The sequence below is a fragment of the Candidatus Saccharimonadaceae bacterium ML1 genome (genome assembly GCA_030253535.1).
Classification (GTDB): Bacteria; Patescibacteriota; Saccharimonadia; order Saccharimonadales; family Saccharimonadaceae; genus Saccharimonas; species Saccharimonas epibionticum.
This window is the reverse complement of the sequence record CP124550.1, coordinates 150,070-169,711: the sequence shown is the minus strand read 5'-3', so window position 1 is coordinate 169,711 and position 19,642 is coordinate 150,070. Positions and strand designations below refer to the sequence as shown.

The 19,642-nt window shown below is 48.9% G+C and carries 17 protein-coding genes and 2 rRNA genes; 5 read left to right on the top strand and 14 right to left on the bottom strand.

Features of this window, described 5'->3' with window-relative positions:
* Positions 1-14: 14 nt before the first annotated feature.
* From SEML1_RS00860 to SEML1_RS00840, 5 genes are all read right to left on the bottom strand, one after another.
* Positions 15-470, bottom strand: coding sequence for a GatB/YqeY domain-containing protein (locus SEML1_RS00860; RefSeq protein WP_376754172.1), 456 nt, complete (start codon positions 468-470; stop codon positions 15-17).
* Positions 471-473: 3 nt separating this feature from the next.
* Positions 474-689, bottom strand: coding sequence for a hypothetical protein (locus SEML1_RS00855; RefSeq protein WP_376754171.1), 216 nt, complete (start codon positions 687-689; stop codon positions 474-476).
* Positions 690-732: 43 nt separating this feature from the next.
* Complete coding sequence (gene recJ, locus SEML1_RS00850) at positions 733-2,367, bottom strand: single-stranded-DNA-specific exonuclease RecJ (RefSeq protein WP_376754170.1); 1,635 nt, start codon at positions 2,365-2,367, stop codon at positions 733-735.
* A complete protein-coding gene (locus SEML1_RS00845; protein WP_376754169.1) occupies positions 2,364-2,678 on the bottom strand; it encodes a winged helix-turn-helix domain-containing protein in 315 nt (104 codons plus the stop codon). The genes recJ and SEML1_RS00845 overlap by 4 nt, the downstream gene beginning before the upstream one ends.
* A gap of 92 nt (positions 2,679-2,770) precedes the next feature.
* Entirely contained in the window at positions 2,771-3,427 is a 657-nt protein-coding gene (locus SEML1_RS00840; protein ID WP_376754168.1) for a phosphoribosyltransferase, read from the bottom strand.
* 51 nt (positions 3,428-3,478) lie between these two features.
* On the opposite strand from SEML1_RS00840, the gene priA reads away from it, so the two are divergent.
* The 3 genes from priA to fmt are packed head-to-tail and all read left to right on the top strand — an operon-like array spanning position 3,479 to position 6,889.
* Positions 3,479-5,413, top strand: coding sequence for a replication restart helicase PriA (gene priA, locus SEML1_RS00835; protein ID WP_376754167.1), 1,935 nt, complete (start codon positions 3,479-3,481; stop codon positions 5,411-5,413).
* 11 nt (positions 5,414-5,424) lie between these two features.
* Complete coding sequence (gene def, locus SEML1_RS00830) at positions 5,425-6,000, top strand: peptide deformylase (RefSeq protein WP_376754166.1); 576 nt, start codon at positions 5,425-5,427, stop codon at positions 5,998-6,000.
* The gene (gene fmt, locus SEML1_RS00825) at positions 5,969-6,889 is read left to right on the top strand and encodes a methionyl-tRNA formyltransferase (RefSeq protein ID WP_376754165.1); all 921 of its coding nucleotides are present in this window, start codon (positions 5,969-5,971) and stop codon (positions 6,887-6,889) included. Before def ends, fmt begins: the two co-directional genes overlap by 32 nt.
* 69 nt (positions 6,890-6,958) lie before the next feature.
* Here the strand turns inward: fmt and SEML1_RS00820 are convergent, their stop codons facing one another.
* From SEML1_RS00820 to SEML1_RS00795, 6 genes are all read right to left on the bottom strand, one after another.
* Positions 6,959-7,393, bottom strand: a complete 435-nt coding sequence (locus SEML1_RS00820) for a DUF5663 domain-containing protein (protein ID WP_376754164.1) — start codon at positions 7,391-7,393, stop codon at positions 6,959-6,961.
* Positions 7,394-7,437: 44 nt separating this feature from the next.
* Positions 7,438-7,866, bottom strand: coding sequence for a hypothetical protein (locus SEML1_RS00815; protein WP_376754163.1), 429 nt, complete (start codon positions 7,864-7,866; stop codon positions 7,438-7,440).
* 13 nt (positions 7,867-7,879) lie between these two features.
* Positions 7,880-10,168 (bottom strand): AAA family ATPase, encoded by a 2,289-nt coding sequence (locus SEML1_RS00810; protein WP_376754162.1) that lies wholly within the window; start codon positions 10,166-10,168, stop codon positions 7,880-7,882.
* A 176-nt stretch (positions 10,169-10,344) separates the two neighbouring features.
* Complete coding sequence (infB, locus tag SEML1_RS00805) at positions 10,345-12,117, bottom strand: translation initiation factor IF-2 (RefSeq protein ID WP_376754161.1); 1,773 nt, start codon at positions 12,115-12,117, stop codon at positions 10,345-10,347.
* A 61-nt stretch (positions 12,118-12,178) separates the two neighbouring features.
* Positions 12,179-13,249, bottom strand: a complete 1,071-nt coding sequence (locus SEML1_RS00800; RefSeq protein WP_376754160.1) for a 30S ribosomal protein S1 — start codon at positions 13,247-13,249, stop codon at positions 12,179-12,181.
* 136 nt (positions 13,250-13,385) lie between these two features.
* Positions 13,386-13,988: a hypothetical protein gene (locus tag SEML1_RS00795; RefSeq protein WP_376754159.1), complete on the bottom strand. Its 603-nt coding sequence runs from the start codon at positions 13,986-13,988 to the stop codon at positions 13,386-13,388.
* Positions 13,989-14,069: 81 nt separating this feature from the next.
* Here SEML1_RS00795 and SEML1_RS00790 point away from each other — a divergent pair, with 81 nt between their 5' ends.
* On the top strand, positions 14,070-14,897 hold the full coding sequence (locus SEML1_RS00790) for an ROK family protein (protein WP_376754158.1): 828 nt from the start codon (positions 14,070-14,072) through the stop codon (positions 14,895-14,897).
* Entirely contained in the window at positions 14,857-15,345 is a 489-nt protein-coding gene (locus tag SEML1_RS00785) for a hypothetical protein (protein WP_376754157.1), read from the top strand. Before SEML1_RS00790 ends, SEML1_RS00785 begins: the two co-directional genes overlap by 41 nt.
* Positions 15,346-15,380: 35 nt before the next feature.
* Here the strand turns inward: SEML1_RS00785 and SEML1_RS00780 are convergent, their stop codons facing one another.
* The 3 genes from SEML1_RS00780 to SEML1_RS00770 form a co-directional block, all read right to left on the bottom strand.
* Entirely contained in the window at positions 15,381-15,605 is a 225-nt protein-coding gene (locus SEML1_RS00780; RefSeq protein ID WP_376754156.1) for a con-10 family general stress protein, read from the bottom strand.
* A gap of 558 nt (positions 15,606-16,163) precedes the next feature.
* Positions 16,164-16,272: ribosomal RNA gene (rrf, locus tag SEML1_RS00775) — 5S ribosomal RNA — on the bottom strand.
* Positions 16,273-16,451: 179 nt separating this feature from the next.
* Positions 16,452-19,561 (bottom strand): 23S ribosomal RNA (locus tag SEML1_RS00770).
* Positions 19,562-19,642 lie beyond the last annotated feature (81 nt).

Below are 19,642 nucleotides of genomic sequence, written 5' to 3'. Positions count from 1 at the left end.
TCTCCTTTGTTTATTTATTTCGTTAGCGCTTGTTTAACTAATTTCGCGACCACCGCACCATCAGCCTTACTGCCGGCTGCCGCTTTTACCGCACCAACCACTTGCCCCATACTGCGCAGATCGCTCACGCCAAGTTTCACAATCTTCTCATTAATTAACTGTTGCAACTCTACTTCAGTCATTTGCTCCGGCAAGTACGCCTGTAAAATCGCCATCTCTTTCTCTTCAGGCTCCGCTAAATCAACTCGGTCGTTCTCACGATAGATCGCCGCCGACTCACGCCGCTTCTTGACCTCGCGCGCGATCACTTTTTCAATTGCTTCGTCGCTCAAACCATCGCCGCGCTTATTCTGTTTGACTTCCTCGTCTAAGATTGCTGCGCTTAAATTACGCAGCGTATCGCCCAAAAAACGATTGCCGCCAAGTAGGGCGGCTTTCATTTCATCTCTGATGCGTTGCTTTAACGCCATTGGCTAGCGCACTCCTAAGCGAATCTTCGCCAGCTTTTCCGCTTTTCGTTCTTTGCGAAGGATCGCTTTGTTGCGGCGATCAGTTTTACTCATCGCTTTCTCAAAGCGCATCATAGCCTTTGCTTTTGCGAGTTTTCCGCTTTGCAACACGCGGCGGTTAAAACGGCGAAGAATATTTTCATTCGCCTCGCGTTCATCTTTCCGTGTAACTTGTACCATATCGTTTATCATTATACCAGATGGCGAGAGCTTTTACAATCACCTACCGTAGTTCAACATGCAACAATCGCCCTTCAACCGTGCGCACACCGTTCCACTCATTAATATTTGGCTGAAACCATGCCGCAATCTCATCGCCCGGTTCGCGGAAAAACGATTCCGGCGCGTTAAATGCGAGCACCTGTAGCGTCTTTTCACTTGCATCACGCAGTGCTATTTTCACATGCTGCCCGTTTGCTCCCATACGCCGTACGCCTGCAACTACCGCATGCGCAATTTTTAGAATCGGCTCAGGGTTGCCGTTGCCAAACGGCTCCATCCGAGAGATTTGCTCAACTAATTCTTCTGTTATTTCTGCAAAATCTTTAACCTCAACGTCAGCGCTTGGCTGCAAAAATCGCACTTGGTCGGTCAGATTCAAACTATCATAAAACTCATTGACCCGCCTGCGAAACGCTGGGATCTGCGCCGTCTCAAGTGTCACGCCTGCTGCCGCGCCGTGCCCACCGCCGCGCAAGATAATATCGTCGGCAGCACGTACCGCATCCGCTGCTGAAAAATTACCAAAACTACGCGCCGAACCTGTCGCCGTATCACCGCGAATACCAATAATAAATACCGGCTTTTTATACGTCTCGACTAATTTCGACGCCACAATGCCAATCACGCCATGATTCCAGCCTTCGCTCGCCACCACCAGCACGCGGTCATCCGCCATGCCATCCGCTTGTTCACAAGCTTGCTTAAAAATCTCATCCTGAATTGAACGCCGTTCAACATTAAACGCCTCCAATTTTTCACTTGCCGCCAGTGCCTCTATTCCGTCTGTTGCTGTCAGCATATCCAAACTATGCTGCGCCGTATCTAGCCGTCCCGCCGCATTCATACGCGGACCTAACCCAAACCCCAAATGCCGTGCATTTACTATCTCCGGCTCAATACCGCTCACCGCCATCAATGCTTTTAGCCCGGTACGCCGCTGCTTCTTCAGCACTTCCAACCCCCAATACACGTTTGCTCGATTCTCATCCGCTAACGTCACAATATCGCACACTGTCCCCAACGCCACTAAATCAAGCAGCCATTTTTCGTACCCATCAGGCAGCCCGTCCAACCGCGTCTGTAGTGCCTGCACAAGCTTAAACGCCACACCCGCGCCGCACAAATCACGAAATGGATACTCATGATCAGCATATTTTGGATTAACTGTCGCAATCGCTGGCGGGCGCGTCGGCGCAATATTATGGTGGTCTGTCACCACCGTATCAATACCGAGATCAGCTGCGTACGCAATCTCCGTGTGGCACAAACTACCGCAGTCCACCGTTACAATCAGCTGCGCGCCCATATCGCGCACCTTATTGACCGCGCCAATCGTCATGCCATAGCCTTCAACAAACCGGTTTGGAATAAACGCGTCTAGGCGTTGAAATCCAAAACTATGAAACGCATCCAACAATAGTGCCGTCGCGCTCAGTCCATCAATATCGTAATCACCATAAATAACGATTTTTTCCTGCTTTTGGCGCGCCAGCACCAACCGCTCTACCGCCTTATCCATCTCTGATAGCAAAAACGGGTCATATTTTGTTGCCGCATAGTCAGGCGATAAAAATGCCTGGCGTACCGACGCGTCGCTTAATCCGCGTGCTGCCAGGATCTGCTCAAACAACGTCATCGCGGTTGGATATCAGAGGTCGTCCGTTTTGACCGATTGCTGCTCGCTTGCTGCTGCGATTTGATCACGATACTCTGTAGCTCTTTAAAAATCGGAAACTGCTTGTTGGTTGAATAAATCCGTGTATTGCCCTGTTTTTCAGCCATCAAAAAACCCACCTTTTCAAGCCGGCGTAACTCACGCTGGATATTACCCGGGTCTTCTTTGATCAGCTTAGCGAGACCGCGCACATGCGTACGAAAATCTGGATATTTTGCGTATACCACCACGATCTTTCGCCGAACCCTGGAGGTTATAAATACATCAAGCACGTGAACAGCCTTTCTTGCTTTTTATTAATACCACTGTTGCTTTTTATTCTACATTTTTTCTAGATGCAATTCAAGCCACTTGGCTGCTATATTTACCGCCAATTCAAAATAATCTGGCTGATCTTCTTAATTGCCTCTTTACGTGTCGGAACCGTATTGTCGGAGTAATAGTGATTCACTCCCAAGTAATTTTCTTTCACATCAAGCACATGCAATTCGTCCGCCGTAACGTGTAACTGGTCCACCACCGACACCGTTGCAATCGGCGTGGCTACAACCAGTCTTTCTATTCGAATCGGTTTCAAAAAATCAAATGCTACGCTCAGCGCTGCACCATCAGCTAGCGCATCCGACACCAAAAATACAATACGATCTTTCAGCATCATATCATTAATTGTGCCGCCATCACCGATCAGCCGGTTGATACGACTATACGCTTCACGCTTCTGGTCGTCTAAGTAGCCATGAAATTCGCTCGTATACTCCTGAATTTCTCCTGTTGAAAATTCGCTGTTGTATGTAAAATTTCCGCGCTGCGATACCGCGCCAAAGCTCAGATTCTCGCCCGGTACATCAATATTCTCTGTCACAAGCATCATCAGCACACAGTGTAATTGCGCTGCAATCTGCTCGCCGACCAACACGCCGCCTTCTGTCAGTGCTACGACCGCGCAGTTCTCGTACCGATACTTATCAACAACCTGTGCAGCCAGTAATTGCCCAGCTTGTGCCCTGCTTTCAAAATACATACGTTTATAGTAGCAGTCGCTCTCTCGTCTATGCAAGGTATAATACCATGTATGCACTATTACGACGTCGCACCGATCAAGATTGTTCGCGCTGGCAGCGATTACTTTACCTACTGCAGCGAACAAGTTCTACAAATTGGACAACTCGTGACAATCCCAGTCGGCAAATTACTGCTAACTGGCGTCGTTATAAAACACACGCGAAAACCAGCATACGATACGCGTGCTGTTACATCTGCGCTTGATATCCCGCCGCTGCCAAATCCATTGCTCAAAACTGCTCTATGGATGGCTCGCTACTACGCCGCACCCCTTGCGACCACATTGCAGACAATTTTGCCGCGCGGCCTCGCAAAAAAGCGACGCGCAGCAGCATATTCCCGCCAAACGATTTCGCGGAATCGAACACATTATTTACTCAACAAAGACCAGCAAGCCGCCGTTGATGCGCTCACGCAGCGTACAAATGGAACAGCCTTGCTGCACGGCGTTACCGGCAGCGGCAAAACCGCTGTTTACATCACCTATGCCAAGCATATTATGGCGCAGCAAAAATCCGTCATTATCCTTGTACCAGAAATCGCCCTCACTTCGCAGCTTATCGCAGAGTTTGAACAGCATTTTTCCGACATCTTACTAACCCATTCGCAGCAAACCGAGTCTGCGCGCCATCAGATTTGGCTCAATGCCCTTCAAAGCACCATTCCGCGTATCGCCGTTGGTCCGCGCTCAGCGCTCTTTCTGCCGCTTACCCACATTGGCGCTATCATTATTGACGAAGCGCACGAACCAAGTTTCAAGCAAGATCAATCGCCACGCTATTCGGCTTTGCGCGTCGCCGCCACGCTTGGTGCGCATCATGGCGCGCCCGTTATTCAAGGTTCAGCAACGCCGCTCATCAACGAGTATTACCTTGCCACACACACCAATAGCTCGATCATTACACTCCCTCGCCGTGCACAAGCCGCTCCGCCGCCGCACGTCGACATCATAAATATGACATCAAAAACAAATTTTGTTCAACATCGTTTTTTATCCGACTCGCTCCTCGCCCGCATTACAGTCTCGCTTGAACACAAGCAGCAAATCCTACTTTTTCACAACCGCCGCGGTAGCGCCAGTACGACACTCTGCACTAACTGCGGCTGGTCTGCAATCTGTCCGCGCTGCTTCGTGCCATTCACACTCCATATCGACAAGCACATACTGCAATGCCACATTTGCGGTAACACGGCGCCCGTACCAACTTCTTGCCCTGATTGCCACGAAACTGATATCGTTCATAAAGGCATCGGCACGAAACTTATTGAATTGGAGATTAGGAAATTATTTCCGCACGCAACCGTTGCGCGCTTTGATGGCGATACCGCCGCCGCGCATACGCTTGAAAAGCGTTACCAAGAACTCTACGACGGCACAATTGATATTATTATCGGCACACAAGTCGTCGCTAAAGGGCTTGACCTGCCGCACCTTGGCACCGTCGGCGTTATTCAGGCGGACGCCGGGCTCGCTTTGCCCGATTTCATGGCGCGCGAACGTACCTTTCAACTATTGTCGCAGGTCGTCGGGCGTGTCGGGCGCACCAACCAGCAAACTAATGTTGTCATCCAATCATATCAACCACACGACGAAACAATCCGTACTGGCGCTGCACAGGATTATGCTGCTTTCTATACTACCGAACTTGCTAGGCGACGTAAAAGCCATTTTCCGCCATTCACTTATTTGCTCAAACTCACGTGTATCTACAAAACCGAAAAAGCCGCCATCAATAACGCCCAAATACTTGCTAAAAAACTTCGCACAGATTATCCAAATCTATATATATTTGGTCCAACTCCCGCTTTTTACGAACGGCAACGCGACACCTATCGCTGGCAAATCGTCGTTAAATCGCCAACGCGCACCACCCTGCTCAACATCATCGCACAATTGCCGCCCACGCGCTGGCAGTATGACATCGACCCGATGAATCTGTTATAATATACAGAGTTGTGAAGAAAGAATCTATTATTACTCTACCAAATCCCCATCTGCGCCAAAAGTCGCAGAAAGTTCACGTCATCACCGAAGAAGTTCGCCAGCTCGTTAAGGATATGACTGACGCAAGTATTGACTGGGAAGCGTCGCGTCCGCACGAAATCAGCGCCGCGCTCGCCGCCGTGCAAATTGACCGGCTTCACCGCGTCATTATCGTGCGCAACGATTTTGAAAACAAAGAAAACCAAGAATTTATCGCTCTCATTAATCCAGAAATTGTAAAATACGAAGGCGAGCTTGTTGAAGATTACGAGGGCTGCCTTAGCGTGCGCGATTTTTACGGCAAGGTACCGCGCTATAGCCGTGTCCGCGTCAAAGCGATGAATGTCGACGGCGACGAAATTCGCATCAAAGCCGAAGGATTTTTAGCACGCGTCATTCAGCATGAAATCGACCACTGCAATGGTATCGTATTTGTCGACCACATCCGCGATAAAACCGATGCATTTTACCGGCTAAATGACAAGGGCGAGCTTGATCCGCTCGACTATGATACGCATGTCAAAGATAACCACGACCTCTGGGACTAAGCAGCCGCTTATCTTTTTCGGGACTGAAGATTTCAGCTTATACAGTTTGCGTGCGCTCATCGAAAACGGATTTAATGTTGCTGCCATCGTCACCAAACCAGACACGCCGCGTGGGCGCCATCGCGTACTCACTGCACCCGCCGTCAAAGTTTACGCCGCAGAGCATAATATACCCGTATGGCAACCGACTAAACTCAAAAATATCATAAATGATATAAAATTAATAAAAAATCCTGCCGGCGTGCTTGTCAGTTACGGAAAAATTATTCCGCAAAGTGTTATTAATTTATTCACTCCTGGCATCATCAACGTTCATCCTTCTCTCCTACCAAAGTACCGCGGTCCATCACCAATTGAGTCCGCTATCGCCAATCGCGACAAAACCACAGGCGTGACGCTTATGCAGCTTACGAAAGACATGGACGCCGGACCAATTTATTATCAAACACGCCACAGTCTGGACCAATCCGAGACTCGTCCTGAGTTATACAAGACGCTCGGCCAACTCGGTGCAGCGGCTCTCGCTGCGAAACTACCTGATATTTTGAGCGGCGCGCTTCAGCCAGCACCTCAAGACGACGCCAACGCCACCTACTGCCAGCTGCTAAGCCGCAGTGACACCGACCTTGATCTAACCGCGCTTACCGCTGTCCAGACCGAGGCGCGCATTCGCGCCCATCTCGGGTTTCCGCGTTCGCGCGTCACCATCGGCTCATATAAACTCATCGTCACCAAAGCGCACACTATTATGAATGCAAAAACGCCTCTTGATTTACCATGTGCAAACGGCGCATTTTTATCAATCGACGAGCTTATTGCCCCTAGCGGCAAGGCTATGTCTGCTGGCGAATTCTTGCGCGGCTATTTAATTCGACCAAAAACTAAATAACCGCACAGCATATCACCAGACGGTTATCCAATGCCGCTTCTAAACCTACAAAAGGAAGGAGGACAGCATCTACGCAGCGGATGCGTCGCCGCCTAAGATTGCATCACGATTCGCGATAATTTCCTGCTTCAGCTCATTCATCGTCTGCGCGACAACGTCTCGATAATTCGGGCGGTTCATCCCGAGCCATTTCAGGCTTGCATATTCAGCCAATAGCACATCCGCCGGCACATTATCAGGCGCGTTTGCGCGAAGCTGCTGGTATACCGCGTCTTGCTCATAGTTTGGTGCATTCGTTGCCAGCCACGCACTGACGCGGTCGCTCTTGCGGTCAATGAACGACTCAAACTCACCAAGCTGCTGGTCGCTTAGCCCCTCGCTCAATTTCGTACCAACAATCATCTCTAACTGCTCGCGAAAATGCGCTAAGAACGCCTGCTTCTGGTCGTCCGGTAAGCTACCGAGCCCCACTTCTTGCAAAAAATTATCATCTAACTGAAACATTGTCCCTCCGTTTCTCTCCCTCTAGTATATAGAGCTTACTCCGCTTATGCAATAAGTCCGAGCTGTTTATTGACCTCGTTGCGCATATCAATCAGCTCTTCAACATACTCGTCAAACACTTCCTGCATCATCTTGCCATATCCAGGAATCGCATAACGCAGCCACAGTGCAGCTGCGTAAAAACTCATCGCCTCCTCGTCACTATCCATCAGCTGACGCACTGTCTTGTAGTCCTCGCGCGTCGCGTAATCACTGTGGAACTCTGCCAGCCAGCGCCGTGTGCGGTCGGGATTACCCTGCACATCTTCAAACTCGATGATTTCGTCGTCGCTCAGCTCCGGCAAAAACCGCTCCGCCACGCGCCGATTTAGCTCCTCTTGAATTTCCCGCTTGTATTTATCTTTTTGCTCTTCTGTCAGCATCGCTACATTGTAGCCGATTTTTGTCAGCAGAGCGTCATCAATATTAAACATTTACCCCTCCCTTTTATTTTTTGGCATATTGACTCAATACTTTCAGTACAGACGTAGTATTGCTATCACCGTTTATAGACACCCATTCATTTGCGCCGCTTCCGTGCCATTCTACATCGTAACCATTTTGTGCAGCCATATCGGCTAGTTCATGCAATTTCGATGCAGCATTTTCAGTACCAAAGTTATCTGCCGCCCAGTTCCATGGGAACTGATCTTCGTATGCGCTAAAGTCTGCATTTGTCAAAGCCTCACCACCAGAGTCACCAGAGCCGTGCATAAGCCTGTCCATCGCATCGTTCAAAGTTTTATTATTGCCGCTGTCACCGCTTGGGCTAAGATCGGCATTCGCGGTCTCATTTCCTGACGACGGAGCTTCAGTCTCAGGGGCGCTTGCTGCCGAGGCATCCGTTGACCATTTCTCCAATGCAGTATGAGCACCGAGGTTTGCCAACCTGCCCAAACCAGCGCCAAGAGCAAACAGTCCCGCATTCGTTTCCGCCTCTTTTGCAGCACGGTCAGCATCTTCGTAACTTTTCTGCCGACTACCGTGCATCATCCAGTCAGCAAAATGTCCTATAGCCTCTTTACGAGGATCGACTCTATGCGCAGCCTCAGCTTCTTCACGCATCTTTGTAACTTCCGCAGTATCAAACTGCGCCTTCGCCTTGCCTTCGTCATCCTGATGATGCTTAAGGTTCTCGTCGGCAGCGGCCAACCGTGAACCACGATGGATAAGCATGCCAGCTCCGGTCGTTACTCCCGCTAGCACTGGTACACCAACTCCAAAAACAGGTAAAAGCGCACCGGTAGCAAAACCAGGACCAAAGTTCCGAAGCCGACGCCCCCATTTGCTGCCGCCATTTAGCCACTTGCCGACAGAGGCAAGAAGTTTATCGCCAAAATGCCGCTTCTCTTGCCGTTCTGTCAGCTCATCATTGATCGCTTGGCGTACATTTACATCTAGTAGACTACGCAACTCACCAAACGCGATATCCGACTTCATCTGAGCAATTTCATCTTCACTAAGATCTGCTGTATTCTCAATATTCTCAGCCCGACTCTTCGCGAGCGCAAGTGCACACTCCTTCACCTTATCCTCCGCTTCACGGAGCTTTTGCTCTCGCCTCTCACGACCAATTATGCTGAGATTTTGCTTACCAAAACGGCGAAGAATCCAATTAATTGGCTTCTTGAACTTATATGTGATAAAATTTCCGCTCTTCGTTTCTGCGTCAGCCCGTAATTTCGCAAGCTCAGCGACCGCAGCATCATACGCTTCTCGTTGCTGCTCATGCTCCAGACCTTCCTCTGCTTTATCCGGATTGTCTGGATGTTTATCTGAATCCTGATCCCGAGCAGTAGGCTCGTCATCATTCTCGCTATATAGAACGAGCTCCCTGCCCTTCTCACCTTCATTAAACGTTTCTAGCTGCTTCTGCAACTTCTTTTTCTCGTCCTCGAGTCTTTGTTTCTGATCTCTAGCGGCACGCTCATGACCTTCACGAAGAGGTTTGCCGTTTATCGCATGGTCGTATACCTCTATTTGCTCATCAAGATGAGTTATCTTTGATGAAATTTCACTACGCTCGTCTTCAACCTCTTCCTCATGAGTCTTACTTACGGTTTCAGCTTTGACTTCGCTACTGTTATCTTTTTTTTGTTCGGTCTGTTCTTGTTGTGCGTTCGACTCAATAACAGTCATTTTGTATCGTAAATAATCTTTTATAGACTCTGACACAGTCGGATCAGCAAGCTTCTTGTAAATATCATCAATTTTTTCTTGATAACGAGTCTCTGTGGTTGATCCAGAGGAGGCCTCACCATTTTCGGTTGTCACTGGCGCAACGCTGCTGTCGCTATCAACCTGCTCCTTAGAACTTGAAACGGATGCCCCTCGTGGTTCTACAGCCTCCAGCGTCGGTACAGTTTGGCCTTTGACTACAACTTCCCTATGGTCCTTTGAGGTTGTTGTAGGAGTATCGTTTGCCGCAGATATATCATGGTCGTCATATCCAGCCGAAATACTATCAAGATCAGCGTCTGGGCCTAACGGAGGATTGACAATATTGCCAGAAGAATCATGCATAACAGTATATCCCGTCGGAATCTCCGGAACACTGTCAGTAGAAGAATCAGATGAGCTACTACGCTTATCAGCGAAACTAGCCTCAGCGACTTCTGATTCTATGCCTCCAGATGTCAATAATGACTCGGGATGGTCTGTCGGTTGTACGACATCGCTTTCGGCGCGCTTAGGTTGATACTCCCCAGCAGGACCTAGTCCAGACTTCCTGTGCATCCTACGTTCGCTCATTGTTATAACGTCCAATCCTATTTAAATTTTATCAAACTTTTTATATTATACACCAACTTACACAAAAATGCAAGCTTTTTACTCATCCTCGCCACCTATTATAGACGCGCCGTGCAACAACGTCAAGGGTGTTTTATGCAAATAATTATGGACTTTACCTGCTACAACGTCCGTTTCACCAACTCGCGCGTAAATAGTTCCAGCGTATCGCCGATCTCCAGTTGAAGTTTTTTGTGCGTGCGTATGCTAAGCCCGCACATCTCGCCCTCAAACACTTCTTTTGCCTCTTGCTGCTGGCGCTGCACTGACATCACTTCAACTTCGGCGATTTGCTTGCCGCCGCGCTTAACGCGCGCCAACGTGTGCGCCACAACCTTGCCTTTTGCTACCATGCCGCCGCAAATCACTTCGTCGCGCATCGTACGAAATACGCCCTTCACATCAAGTACGCCAATTTCCGTCTCAACAACATCTGGTTCAAGCATTTGCTCCATACTTTGGCGCGCGTCGTCTAGCAGCTCATAAATAACTTTAAACAAGCGCACCTGCACACGATCGCGCATCGCAAGGCGCTTCACTGCCGGCGGTAAATCAACATTAAAGCCGTACACGATCGCTTGCGAGCTATTCGCCAAACGAATATCGCTTTCGTTAATATTGCCCACGCCGCTGCCGATCACACGCAAGTCAATCGCGTCGCCCGTATCTACCAGGCGCAAGCTGTCCATCACCGAGGTGAGCGAGCCTTGCACATCCGCTTTCACAACGACATTAAACTCTTGGCTATCGTGCTTTCTTGTCATCATTTTCAACAGGTCAGCACCCGTCACATTGGTGCTGGCAGCTTGCTTTTCGGCTTCAACCTTAGCGCGCTCCACTGCTAAGCGTGCGGTCTTTTCGTTCTTCACTACAGTGAATATATCGCCAAATTGCGGCAGTTCTTTGAATCCCGTTACAGTGACCGGCGTCGACGGACCAGCCGACTTGATCGTTTCCCCCCTGTAGTTTAGCAGTGTGCGTACCTTGCCGTACGACGTACCTGCCACGAGAAAATGCCCCGGCTTTAGCTGCCCTTGCTCAATGAGCAAATTCACTACAGAACCGCGGCCTTTTTCCATGTGCGCCTCAATCACCAAACCCTCCGCCGGCACATCAGCGTCGGCTTTCAATTCCTCCATATCAGCCACAAGCAGCACCATGTCAAGAAGTTTATCAAGATTTTCGCCCGTTTTTGCGCTTACCGGCACCATGATTGTATCGCCGCCCCATTCCTCCGGATTGAGCTGGTATTCACTTGCCAACTGCGCTTTCACGCGATCAACATTCGCGCCCTCTTTGTCGATCTTGTTGATTGCAACAACGATTTTCGCATTGGCGCTACGGGCAAATTTAATCGCTTCAACCGTCTGCGGCATCACGCCGTCATCTGCCGCCACTACGATAATTACGACATCTGTAAGTGCCGCGCCGTGTTGGCGGAGCGCTGCAAACGCTTCATGTCCTGGCGTGTCAAGTAGAGTAATCGTACGGTCATTCCGCCGCGTCTGGTATGCGCTAATATGCTGCGTAATACCGCCTGCTTCACCTTCAACTACTTTCGTATCAAGAATTGCGTCAAGTAACGTCGTCTTGCCGTGATCAACGTGCCCCATTACGGCAACGATCGGCGGGCGTACCGACGCATTTGCCGATGGTCTATGCAACCGCTGCACGGGCGACGAATCAACTTTTTTACGCCGCAGCTCAACATCCAGCTTTAACTCGTCAACGATAATTTCTGCCGTCTCAAAATCAATGCGCTGATTGATCGTCGCCACGATACCATTCTTGAATAATTCACCGACGAGCTGCGCAACTGGCAAATTGAGCGTTTCAGCGAGCTCTCCTACGGTAATTGAATCAGCAATCATCAATATTTTTTCGGATTTGCTCATTTCTTGCTCCTTTCCGCCCGCACCTCGCCGGGACAATTATCCATGAATAATTACATGGGTGCTATTTCTTTTTCTTATCAGTCAGCGTCAAGCTAACTTTGCGGCCTTCTTTGTCGATATCCAAAATGACAAACCCTTTGCGCGCATTGAGCGTAAACACCTTCTCCGGGTCAACATCATTACCACCGCCGATCTCCGAGACATGAACCAGCGCCTCAACTGCCGGACTAATCTGCACAAATGCCCCAAACGGCGTAATGCGCGTAACCGTACCCTCAACTTTATCGCCTTTCTTGAATTTATCGACTTCATCAAGCCACGGGTCTTTCGTCAGTTGCTTCATACTTAAACTCAAGCGCTCTTTGTCAATCGAAATAATCTTCGCCTCAACGCTTTGTCCGACTTTCACATAGTCAGACGTATTATTAACGCGCTCCCAGCTGATTTCCGAAATGTGAATCAAGCCTTCAATGCCATCAACATTCACAAATGCACCAAAATCAACCACGCCCGTGACCACGCCCGTGACCGTATCGCCAACTTTGAGTTTCTCAAACCGCTCCGCTAGACCGTCCTTGATCGCCTCTTTTTCCGAGAAAATTAGCTTATTTGCTTTGCGGTCACAATCTAGGATACGAACTCGAATCGTTTGTCCAACTAACGCATTCAACCGCGACAAGATTTCATCTTTATCAGCGCTGCCAACACGCGGATAATGCTCCGCCGACAACTGCGACACCGGCAAGAAACCGCGCACGCCTTCGTATTCTACCAGCAAACCGCCACGGTTTGCGTCGTGCGGCGTCACCTCAATAATCTCGCCAGCGTCCATCTTTGCCTGAACCTCCTCCCAGCCGCGGTCTTTCGCTGCTTTACGCAGACTCAAAAGACTATAGCCGTTCTCAAGCTCCGCATCAACGACACTTGCCGCAACTTCATCGCCAACCGCCAGTTGCCGACCATAACCAACTTCGCGACGTGGCACAAAACCGACGCCATGCGCACCCAAATCAATCAATACTTCGTGTTTTCGCACGCTTAGCACGTGCCCGGTAACCATTTCGCCTGCAACAAGCTGTTTTCCGCCGTCGCCGCTCAAAAGGTCATCCATTGTAATCGTGGCTTCTGCCATAAATACTCGTTATTAGCCGCCATCTATCATAGAAAGCCGCCAATACTCCTTTCTTAACGTTAATATTCTCTGAAGACACACTAAAATAGCTATGCCATCAACTGCGTTTTAGTATAGCGTATTTCACCCCTAGTGTCTAGATAAGCCGCTGTGAGCGAATATACGCCATACCGACACCCAATAGAATGACGCCGGCAACCGCCGCAATAACCGCCTCGCCAGGACCAGTTGCTGGTAATTGGTTCGCTGCCGGCGCAGTCGACGTGTGCGGCAGCCCGGAGTTTGGCGACGTACTTGTTGTCGGCGTTGTTGCTGGCGTCGCGTTCGCTTGATTGCTAGGCTGAGTCTGAGTTGGCGCTGGCGCCGGTGTCGTCGTTGTACCCGCCTTTGCATCAGTCTTTTGTTCAGTCTTTACTTCGGTCGGCTTTTTATCCTCAGTTTTTTTGTTATCGGCTTTATTCTTATCTGCTTGCTGTTTCAAGACAGTGTCAACTGAGTCTTTTTTATTACTTGTTTTATCGTCTGGCGTTGCTGTGCTTGATTTTTTTGCCTCTTCCTTCTTGTTCGTATCCGCCGCATCGGTCTTCGCTGCTTCATCGGTCTTAGCCGTTTGCGTGGTATCGCTTGTTGATGTTGCACCGTGGCGCATTACATACACGCCGCCAGCAAGCGCCGTCGTTAGTAGCGCGCCAACCAGCACATATCCGATAACTGCTCCTTTTTCCTTCTGATGCGCCATCACCATCTCCTTTCCGAAAAACTCCTTTTGTCTATTATACCATCTTTTCTGCATAAAAATCAACTGTGTTATGCTAGATATATGATAGTTACGATCGATACCGGTGGGACAAAAACGCTCGTCGCCTCGTTTGCAAACAACGGCAGAATGGGCGACTCGATCAAATTCCCCACGCCAAAAGAACCAGCCCAGTACACCGCAGAGCTAAAACGAATTATACGTGAACGCTACACGGACAAAAAAGTCGACGTTATCGTTATTGCACTGCCAGGAATCATTCGTAATGGCACTGCTGTTTGGTGTCAAAATCTCGGCTGGGCAAACTTTAGCGCGCATACGGCGCTCAAGAACCTTTTACCAGGCGTTCCTGTACTTATTGAGAATGACGCTAATCTCGCCGGACTATCGGAAACGCGCGCACTGCGCAGTATTCCTCGATCATCACTCTACGTTACGATCAGCACCGGTATCGGGAGCGGTATCTGTACGAACGGCTACATAGACCCCGGCTTGCGCTATAGCGAAGCTGGACGAGCGCTTGTCGAATACAAAGGCAAAGTCCGGCAATGGGAGAGCTTCGCTTCGGGGCGCGCCATCGTCCGTGACTACAAAAAATTCGCCCGCGACATTAAAAATAAACGTACATGGCGGCAAATCGCCGGGCGCATGTCGCGCGGATTTTTAGCAGTCGTCCCTATCGTACAGCCCGACGTTATTATTATCGGCGGCAGCGTCGGTACTTACTTTGAACGCTACGGCGAATTTCTGTCCGAAATATTAACCGACCATTTGCCGCCGCACATTCCTTGCCCAAAGATTGTGCAAGCAAAACACCCTGAAGAAGCAGTTGTGTATGGATGTTATTACTATGGAAAAGATTACTTGGCTCTTGCCAAAACTGCGCGTTAAAGCAGCAGGCATACCGCACTTACAACACCTTACCATCACTCCAGGCGAGATGTTTTGCTGGAATCATACTGCTTGTGCTATTACATATGACGCATCGGCTCGATATGCCGAAGCGCAGCTTCTACATGAATTCGGGCACGCACTGCTAAATCATAAGCAATATCTACGAGATATTGAGTTGCTCGCCATGGAACGCGCCGCGTGGGATCAGGCAATCACATTGGCGCACGAATTTAATGTTCAGATACACGAAGGCTATATTGAAGAAACACTTGATACCTACCGCGATTGGCTCCATGCACGATCACTTTGCCCTCACTGCGCTGCAACGGGCGTACAAACCAAACGTCACCACTATCAATGCCTTGCTTGTCTACATACATGGCGCGTTAATGATGCACGCACATGTCAGCTACGACGCTATCGCGCAACGAAAAATACCCCATAGGTTTCCGGGGTATTTTTCATACAAGTGATATGTATTTACGCCGCAAGCGTCGCGTCGTCTTGCGCTACATTCTTGCTTTTACCGCGCCGCGAAATACGACCGCCCTTTGCGCCAGCGATACGCGCCAACGCCGGATTTGCCGCGAAGCCGCCCGTACGTCCGTTGCGACCGCCCTTTGCGCCAATTTTCGCGTAGAAATTAGGGTCTTTTGCTAAGTTTTTCTGTGCTGCTTTTTTGCCGCCTGCCTTTGTTCCTGCCATATATCTAATCCTCCCTGCCCTGTAGGCAATATATTAAAAAGGGTCCCGGGAATCTCTTCACAAAAGATTACCAAAACCCTCTCTTTACCTCACATATGTTATATGTATGATTTAATTTTAGCACAAACACTTCAAACTGTCAATGGTTACAGAATACAAAATTATGATATAAAAACTATTGCACTTATGCATCCGGTGCGATATTATAGATATGCACCTGTTTGAATCTTATCAAAAACCATAAGGTTCACCACAACAATTCTCGTTTTCTGCGAGATTCGAGAATGATACAGTAAGCCCCTTTCGGGCTTACTTTTGGTTTACACGACGAGACTTAAATTAATCTCACTGCAGCTTAAAAAGAGTTGTCCTTATAGTTAGCGAGCAAATTTCCGATACTTAAGAGACTAAGGACTCACCAAATCCGGATTCTGCTAAATTAAATAGTTTATAAATCATGTATAGTTTTTCTCTGAATTAGTTAATTTTCTATATCTTGCGGCAGTAGATAATCACGCCAATCAAAAAAGACCACCCTATTCGGATGGTCTTTTTATAATTCGGCACCGTGCTAGTTTCCCACTTTCGCAGTATAATCGCCGCTGAGGAGCTTAACTTCTGTGTTCGGAATGAGAACAGGTGTTTCCTCCTCGCCATGGGCACCGAAGAAAGGGGTTTAAAGCGCTTGGTCCCAGTATAGCTTCGCTGGTGGGCCAAACCCCTTACTTCGATGTCCGTTTTTAGCCGGTTTGTAAAAGATTGACAGTGGTGCTCATGAACACCAATTACTAGTTAAGTCTACCTTATCTACGATACAAATGCAAACATTCGCGCCGTAGATAAGGACATAAAAAGGCAATGGGACTATTAGTATGCTTCGGCTCCATATGTTACCACACTTCCACCTTGCACCTATCAAACAGATAGTCTCTCTGTGTCCTCATAGGGAAATCTTATCTTGAGGTCAGTTTCGCGCTTAATATGCTTTCAGCGCTTATCTGATCCGTACATAGCTACCGGACAATGCAGCAGGTGGCTACAATCCGTACACCAGAGGTACGTCCACCCCGGTCCTCTCGTACTAGGGGCAGATCCTCTCAAATTTCCTAACGTCCATACCGGATATAAACCGAACTGTCTCACGACGTTCTGAACCCAGCTCGCGTACCACTTTAATCGGCGAACAGCCGAACCCTTGGAAGGTGCTCCCCCTCCAGGATGTGATGAGCCGACATCGAGGTGCCAAACAGCGCCGTCTATGTGAACTATTGGGCGCTATAAGCCTGTTATCCCCAGGGTAACTTTTATCCGTGTGCGCTGTCGTTCCCACATACATTGTACAAAGTACTTACAGCGGGTCACTTGCTCCGACTTTCGTCTCTGATTGGATTGTGATCCTCACAGTCAAGCTGGCTTGTGCGCATACACTATCACTTCGATTTCCATCCGAAGTTAGCCAACCTTTGAACGCCTCCGCTACTCTTTAGGAGGCAACCGCCCCAGTTAAACTACCCACCATACACGGTCCGCTAACCGGATAACGGCCAGCGTGAGAACACAATCACAACAAGGGTGGTATTTCACATTGCGACTCCACAAATACTAGCGTATCTGCTTCAACGTCTCCCACCTATGCTACACATGTTGAAACCGTATTCAATGTAAAGCTGTAGTAAAGCTCCATGGGGTCTTCTCGTCCTGGTATGGACAGACGGCATCTTTACCGCCAATGCACTTTCACCGAGTCCTTCGCTGAGACAGTGCCCACATGATTACTCCATTCGTGCGGGTCAGAACTTACCTGACAAGGAATTTCGCTACCTTAGGACGGTTATAGTTACCGCCGCCGTTCACTGGGGCTTCAGTTCACACCGTAAAGCGTTCCCCTTAACCTTCCAGCACCGGGCAGGAGTCACCCCCTATACATCCACTTTCGTGTTAGCAGAGAGCTGTGTTTTTGGTAAACAGTTCCGTGGGCTCTTTTGCTGCGGCCCCCACATCGTTAGATGCGTTGAGCTTCAGTTCCAAAAGCTATTGGTTCTATCTCAAGAAGAATTGATGTATTAAAGATACTCTTCAACCACACCCGCTAGCTTTGAAACCGACAACATATCCACCGAAGTGGGGGCAGACCTTATTCCGAAGTTACGGTCGCTGTATTGCCGAGTTCCTTAGCGAAGGTTCTCTCGTAAGCCTGAGTCTACTCGACTCGAGCACCTGTGTTGGTTTGCGGTACGGGCGGACATAGTCACGCGTACACCTGCTTTTCTAGCCAGAGCCTTTTTCAGAATCGTCACTCCGTAGAGTAACTTTCACTCCCTTTGCGTTCCCGCTCGGTTGGACGAATACATACCATGAATCCGCTCCGAATATCTCTCCGTGAACAGTGTACAAACTACGCCGGTTCAGGAATATCAACCTGATGTCCATCGCCTACGCTATGCGCCTCGGCTTAGGCCCGACTAACCCTGAGATGATTACCATAGCTCAGGAAACCTTGCTCTTACGGCCGAGGGGATTCTCACCCCTCTTATGGTTACTCATTCCAGCATTCTCACTTCCTAACGCTCCACAATACTTTACAATATTGCTTCACCGCTGATAGGAACGCTCCTCTACCGCCCATACAAATGTATGAACCCATAGCTTCGGTATTACGTTTAGCCCCGTTACATTTTCCACGCAAAATCTCTTGACTAGTGAGCTGTTACGCACTCTTTAAATGAATGGCTGCTTCTAAGCCAACATCCTAGCTGTTTAAGAAATTTCACCTTGTTTCCCACTTAACGTAAATTTAGGGACCTTAGACGATGGTCTGGGCTGTTTCCCTTTCGAGCGACGAACTTAGCTCCGCCGTTCTAACTGCCATGATTCCACAGTCGGTATTCGTAGTTTGTTAAGGGTGGGTAGGATTGCTCCCCCCAGTCCTTTACAGAGCTCTACCCCCGACTGCTACCACATGACGCCAGTCCTAAAACTGTTTCGAGGAGAACCAGCTATCTCCGAGTTCGATTGGCATTTCACCGCTAACCACAAGTCATCCAAACACTTTGCTGCGTATCCTGGTTCGGTCCTCCACCACCTGTTACAGTGGCTTCAACCTGCTCATGGTTAGGTCACCCGGTTTCGGGTCTAATCCTTAGTACTTGTCGCCCTATTCAGGCTCGCTTTCACTGTGGCTCCGCCAACTGGCTTAACCTCGCACTAAAAATTAACTCGCTGGATCGTTCTACAAAAAGCACGCCGTCACCCAGCAAGCTGGGCTCCGACTCCTTGTAGGCACTGAGTTTCAGAATCTATTTCACTCCCCTTCCGGGGTTCTTTTCACCTTTCCATCGCTGTACTAGTTCACTATCGATCGTATATTATATTTAGCCTTGGCTGGTGGTCCAGCCAGATTCAAACAGGGTTTCTCGTGCCCCGTCCTACTCGATAAAACACATATAAGGTCAGCGTCGTTTTTGCATACGCGGCTTTCACGTTCTTTGGCTAGCCATTCAAACTATTCTGCTAACCACGCCGTTTTCTTACCTTACCTACCGTTGATAGCCAGTAGTCGCAAACCAGATACCTCGAAAAAATTCAAGTTCTCTGGCTTGGTCGTGTGTTATATCACAACCCCTTGTAAGCATTCGCCTATCAGCTTATTTGCCTGCGAACAGGCAAAAACTTATAAGGTTTGGGCTCTTCCCGTTTCGCTCGCCACTACTCCGAGAATCGTTATTTACTTTCTCTTCCTCAACCTACTAAGATGTTTCAGTTCAGTTGGTTCCCGCTCTACACGCCTATGTATTCAGCGCGAGGCAACATGACATTACTCATGCTAGGTTCTCCCATTCGGAAATCTCCGGATCAAAGCTTGTTGACAGCTACCCGAAGCTTATCGCAGTCTTCCACGTCCTTCATCGGTAATATACGTCTAGGCATCCACTACAGTGCCCTTGAGTACCTTTTTATGCATTGACTTAACTAGTAATTGTTATCCACAACCCTAGTGCCGTCAATCTTTTCTTACATCACTAAATTGTTAAATAACA

What these genes read in the sequence shown, in the direction of transcription:
- SEML1_RS00860 (WP_376754172.1), bottom strand. Translation starts at nt 470, where the DNA reads ATGGCGTTAAAGCAACGCATCAGAGATGAAATGAAAGCCGCCCTACTT.
- SEML1_RS00855 (WP_376754171.1), bottom strand. Translation starts at nt 689, where the DNA reads ATGGTACAAGTTACACGGAAAGATGAACGCGAGGCGAATGAAAATATT.
- recJ (WP_376754170.1), bottom strand. Translation starts at nt 2,367, where the DNA reads ATGACGTTGTTTGAGCAGATCCTGGCAGCACGCGGATTAAGCGACGCG.
- SEML1_RS00840 (WP_376754168.1), bottom strand. Translation starts at nt 3,427, where the DNA reads ATGTATTTTGAAAGCAGGGCACAAGCTGGGCAATTACTGGCTGCACAG.
- priA (WP_376754167.1), top strand. Translation starts at nt 3,479, where the DNA reads ATGCACTATTACGACGTCGCACCGATCAAGATTGTTCGCGCTGGCAGC.
- fmt (WP_376754165.1), top strand. Translation starts at nt 5,969, where the DNA reads ATGTCAAAGATAACCACGACCTCTGGGACTAAGCAGCCGCTTATCTTT.
- SEML1_RS00820 (WP_376754164.1), bottom strand. Translation starts at nt 7,393, where the DNA reads ATGTTTCAGTTAGATGATAATTTTTTGCAAGAAGTGGGGCTCGGTAGC.
- SEML1_RS00815 (WP_376754163.1), bottom strand. Translation starts at nt 7,866, where the DNA reads ATGTTTAATATTGATGACGCTCTGCTGACAAAAATCGGCTACAATGTA.
- SEML1_RS00810 (WP_376754162.1), bottom strand. Translation starts at nt 10,168, where the DNA reads ATGCACAGGAAGTCTGGACTAGGTCCTGCTGGGGAGTATCAACCTAAG.
- infB (WP_376754161.1), bottom strand. Translation starts at nt 12,117, where the DNA reads ATGAGCAAATCCGAAAAAATATTGATGATTGCTGATTCAATTACCGTA.
- SEML1_RS00800 (WP_376754160.1), bottom strand. Translation starts at nt 13,249, where the DNA reads ATGGCAGAAGCCACGATTACAATGGATGACCTTTTGAGCGGCGACGGC.
- SEML1_RS00795 (WP_376754159.1), bottom strand. Translation starts at nt 13,988, where the DNA reads ATGGCGCATCAGAAGGAAAAAGGAGCAGTTATCGGATATGTGCTGGTT.
- SEML1_RS00790 (WP_376754158.1), top strand. Translation starts at nt 14,070, where the DNA reads ATGATAGTTACGATCGATACCGGTGGGACAAAAACGCTCGTCGCCTCG.
- SEML1_RS00785 (WP_376754157.1), top strand. Translation starts at nt 14,857, where the DNA reads ATGGAAAAGATTACTTGGCTCTTGCCAAAACTGCGCGTTAAAGCAGCA.
- SEML1_RS00780 (WP_376754156.1), bottom strand. Translation starts at nt 15,605, where the DNA reads ATGGCAGGAACAAAGGCAGGCGGCAAAAAAGCAGCACAGAAAAACTTA.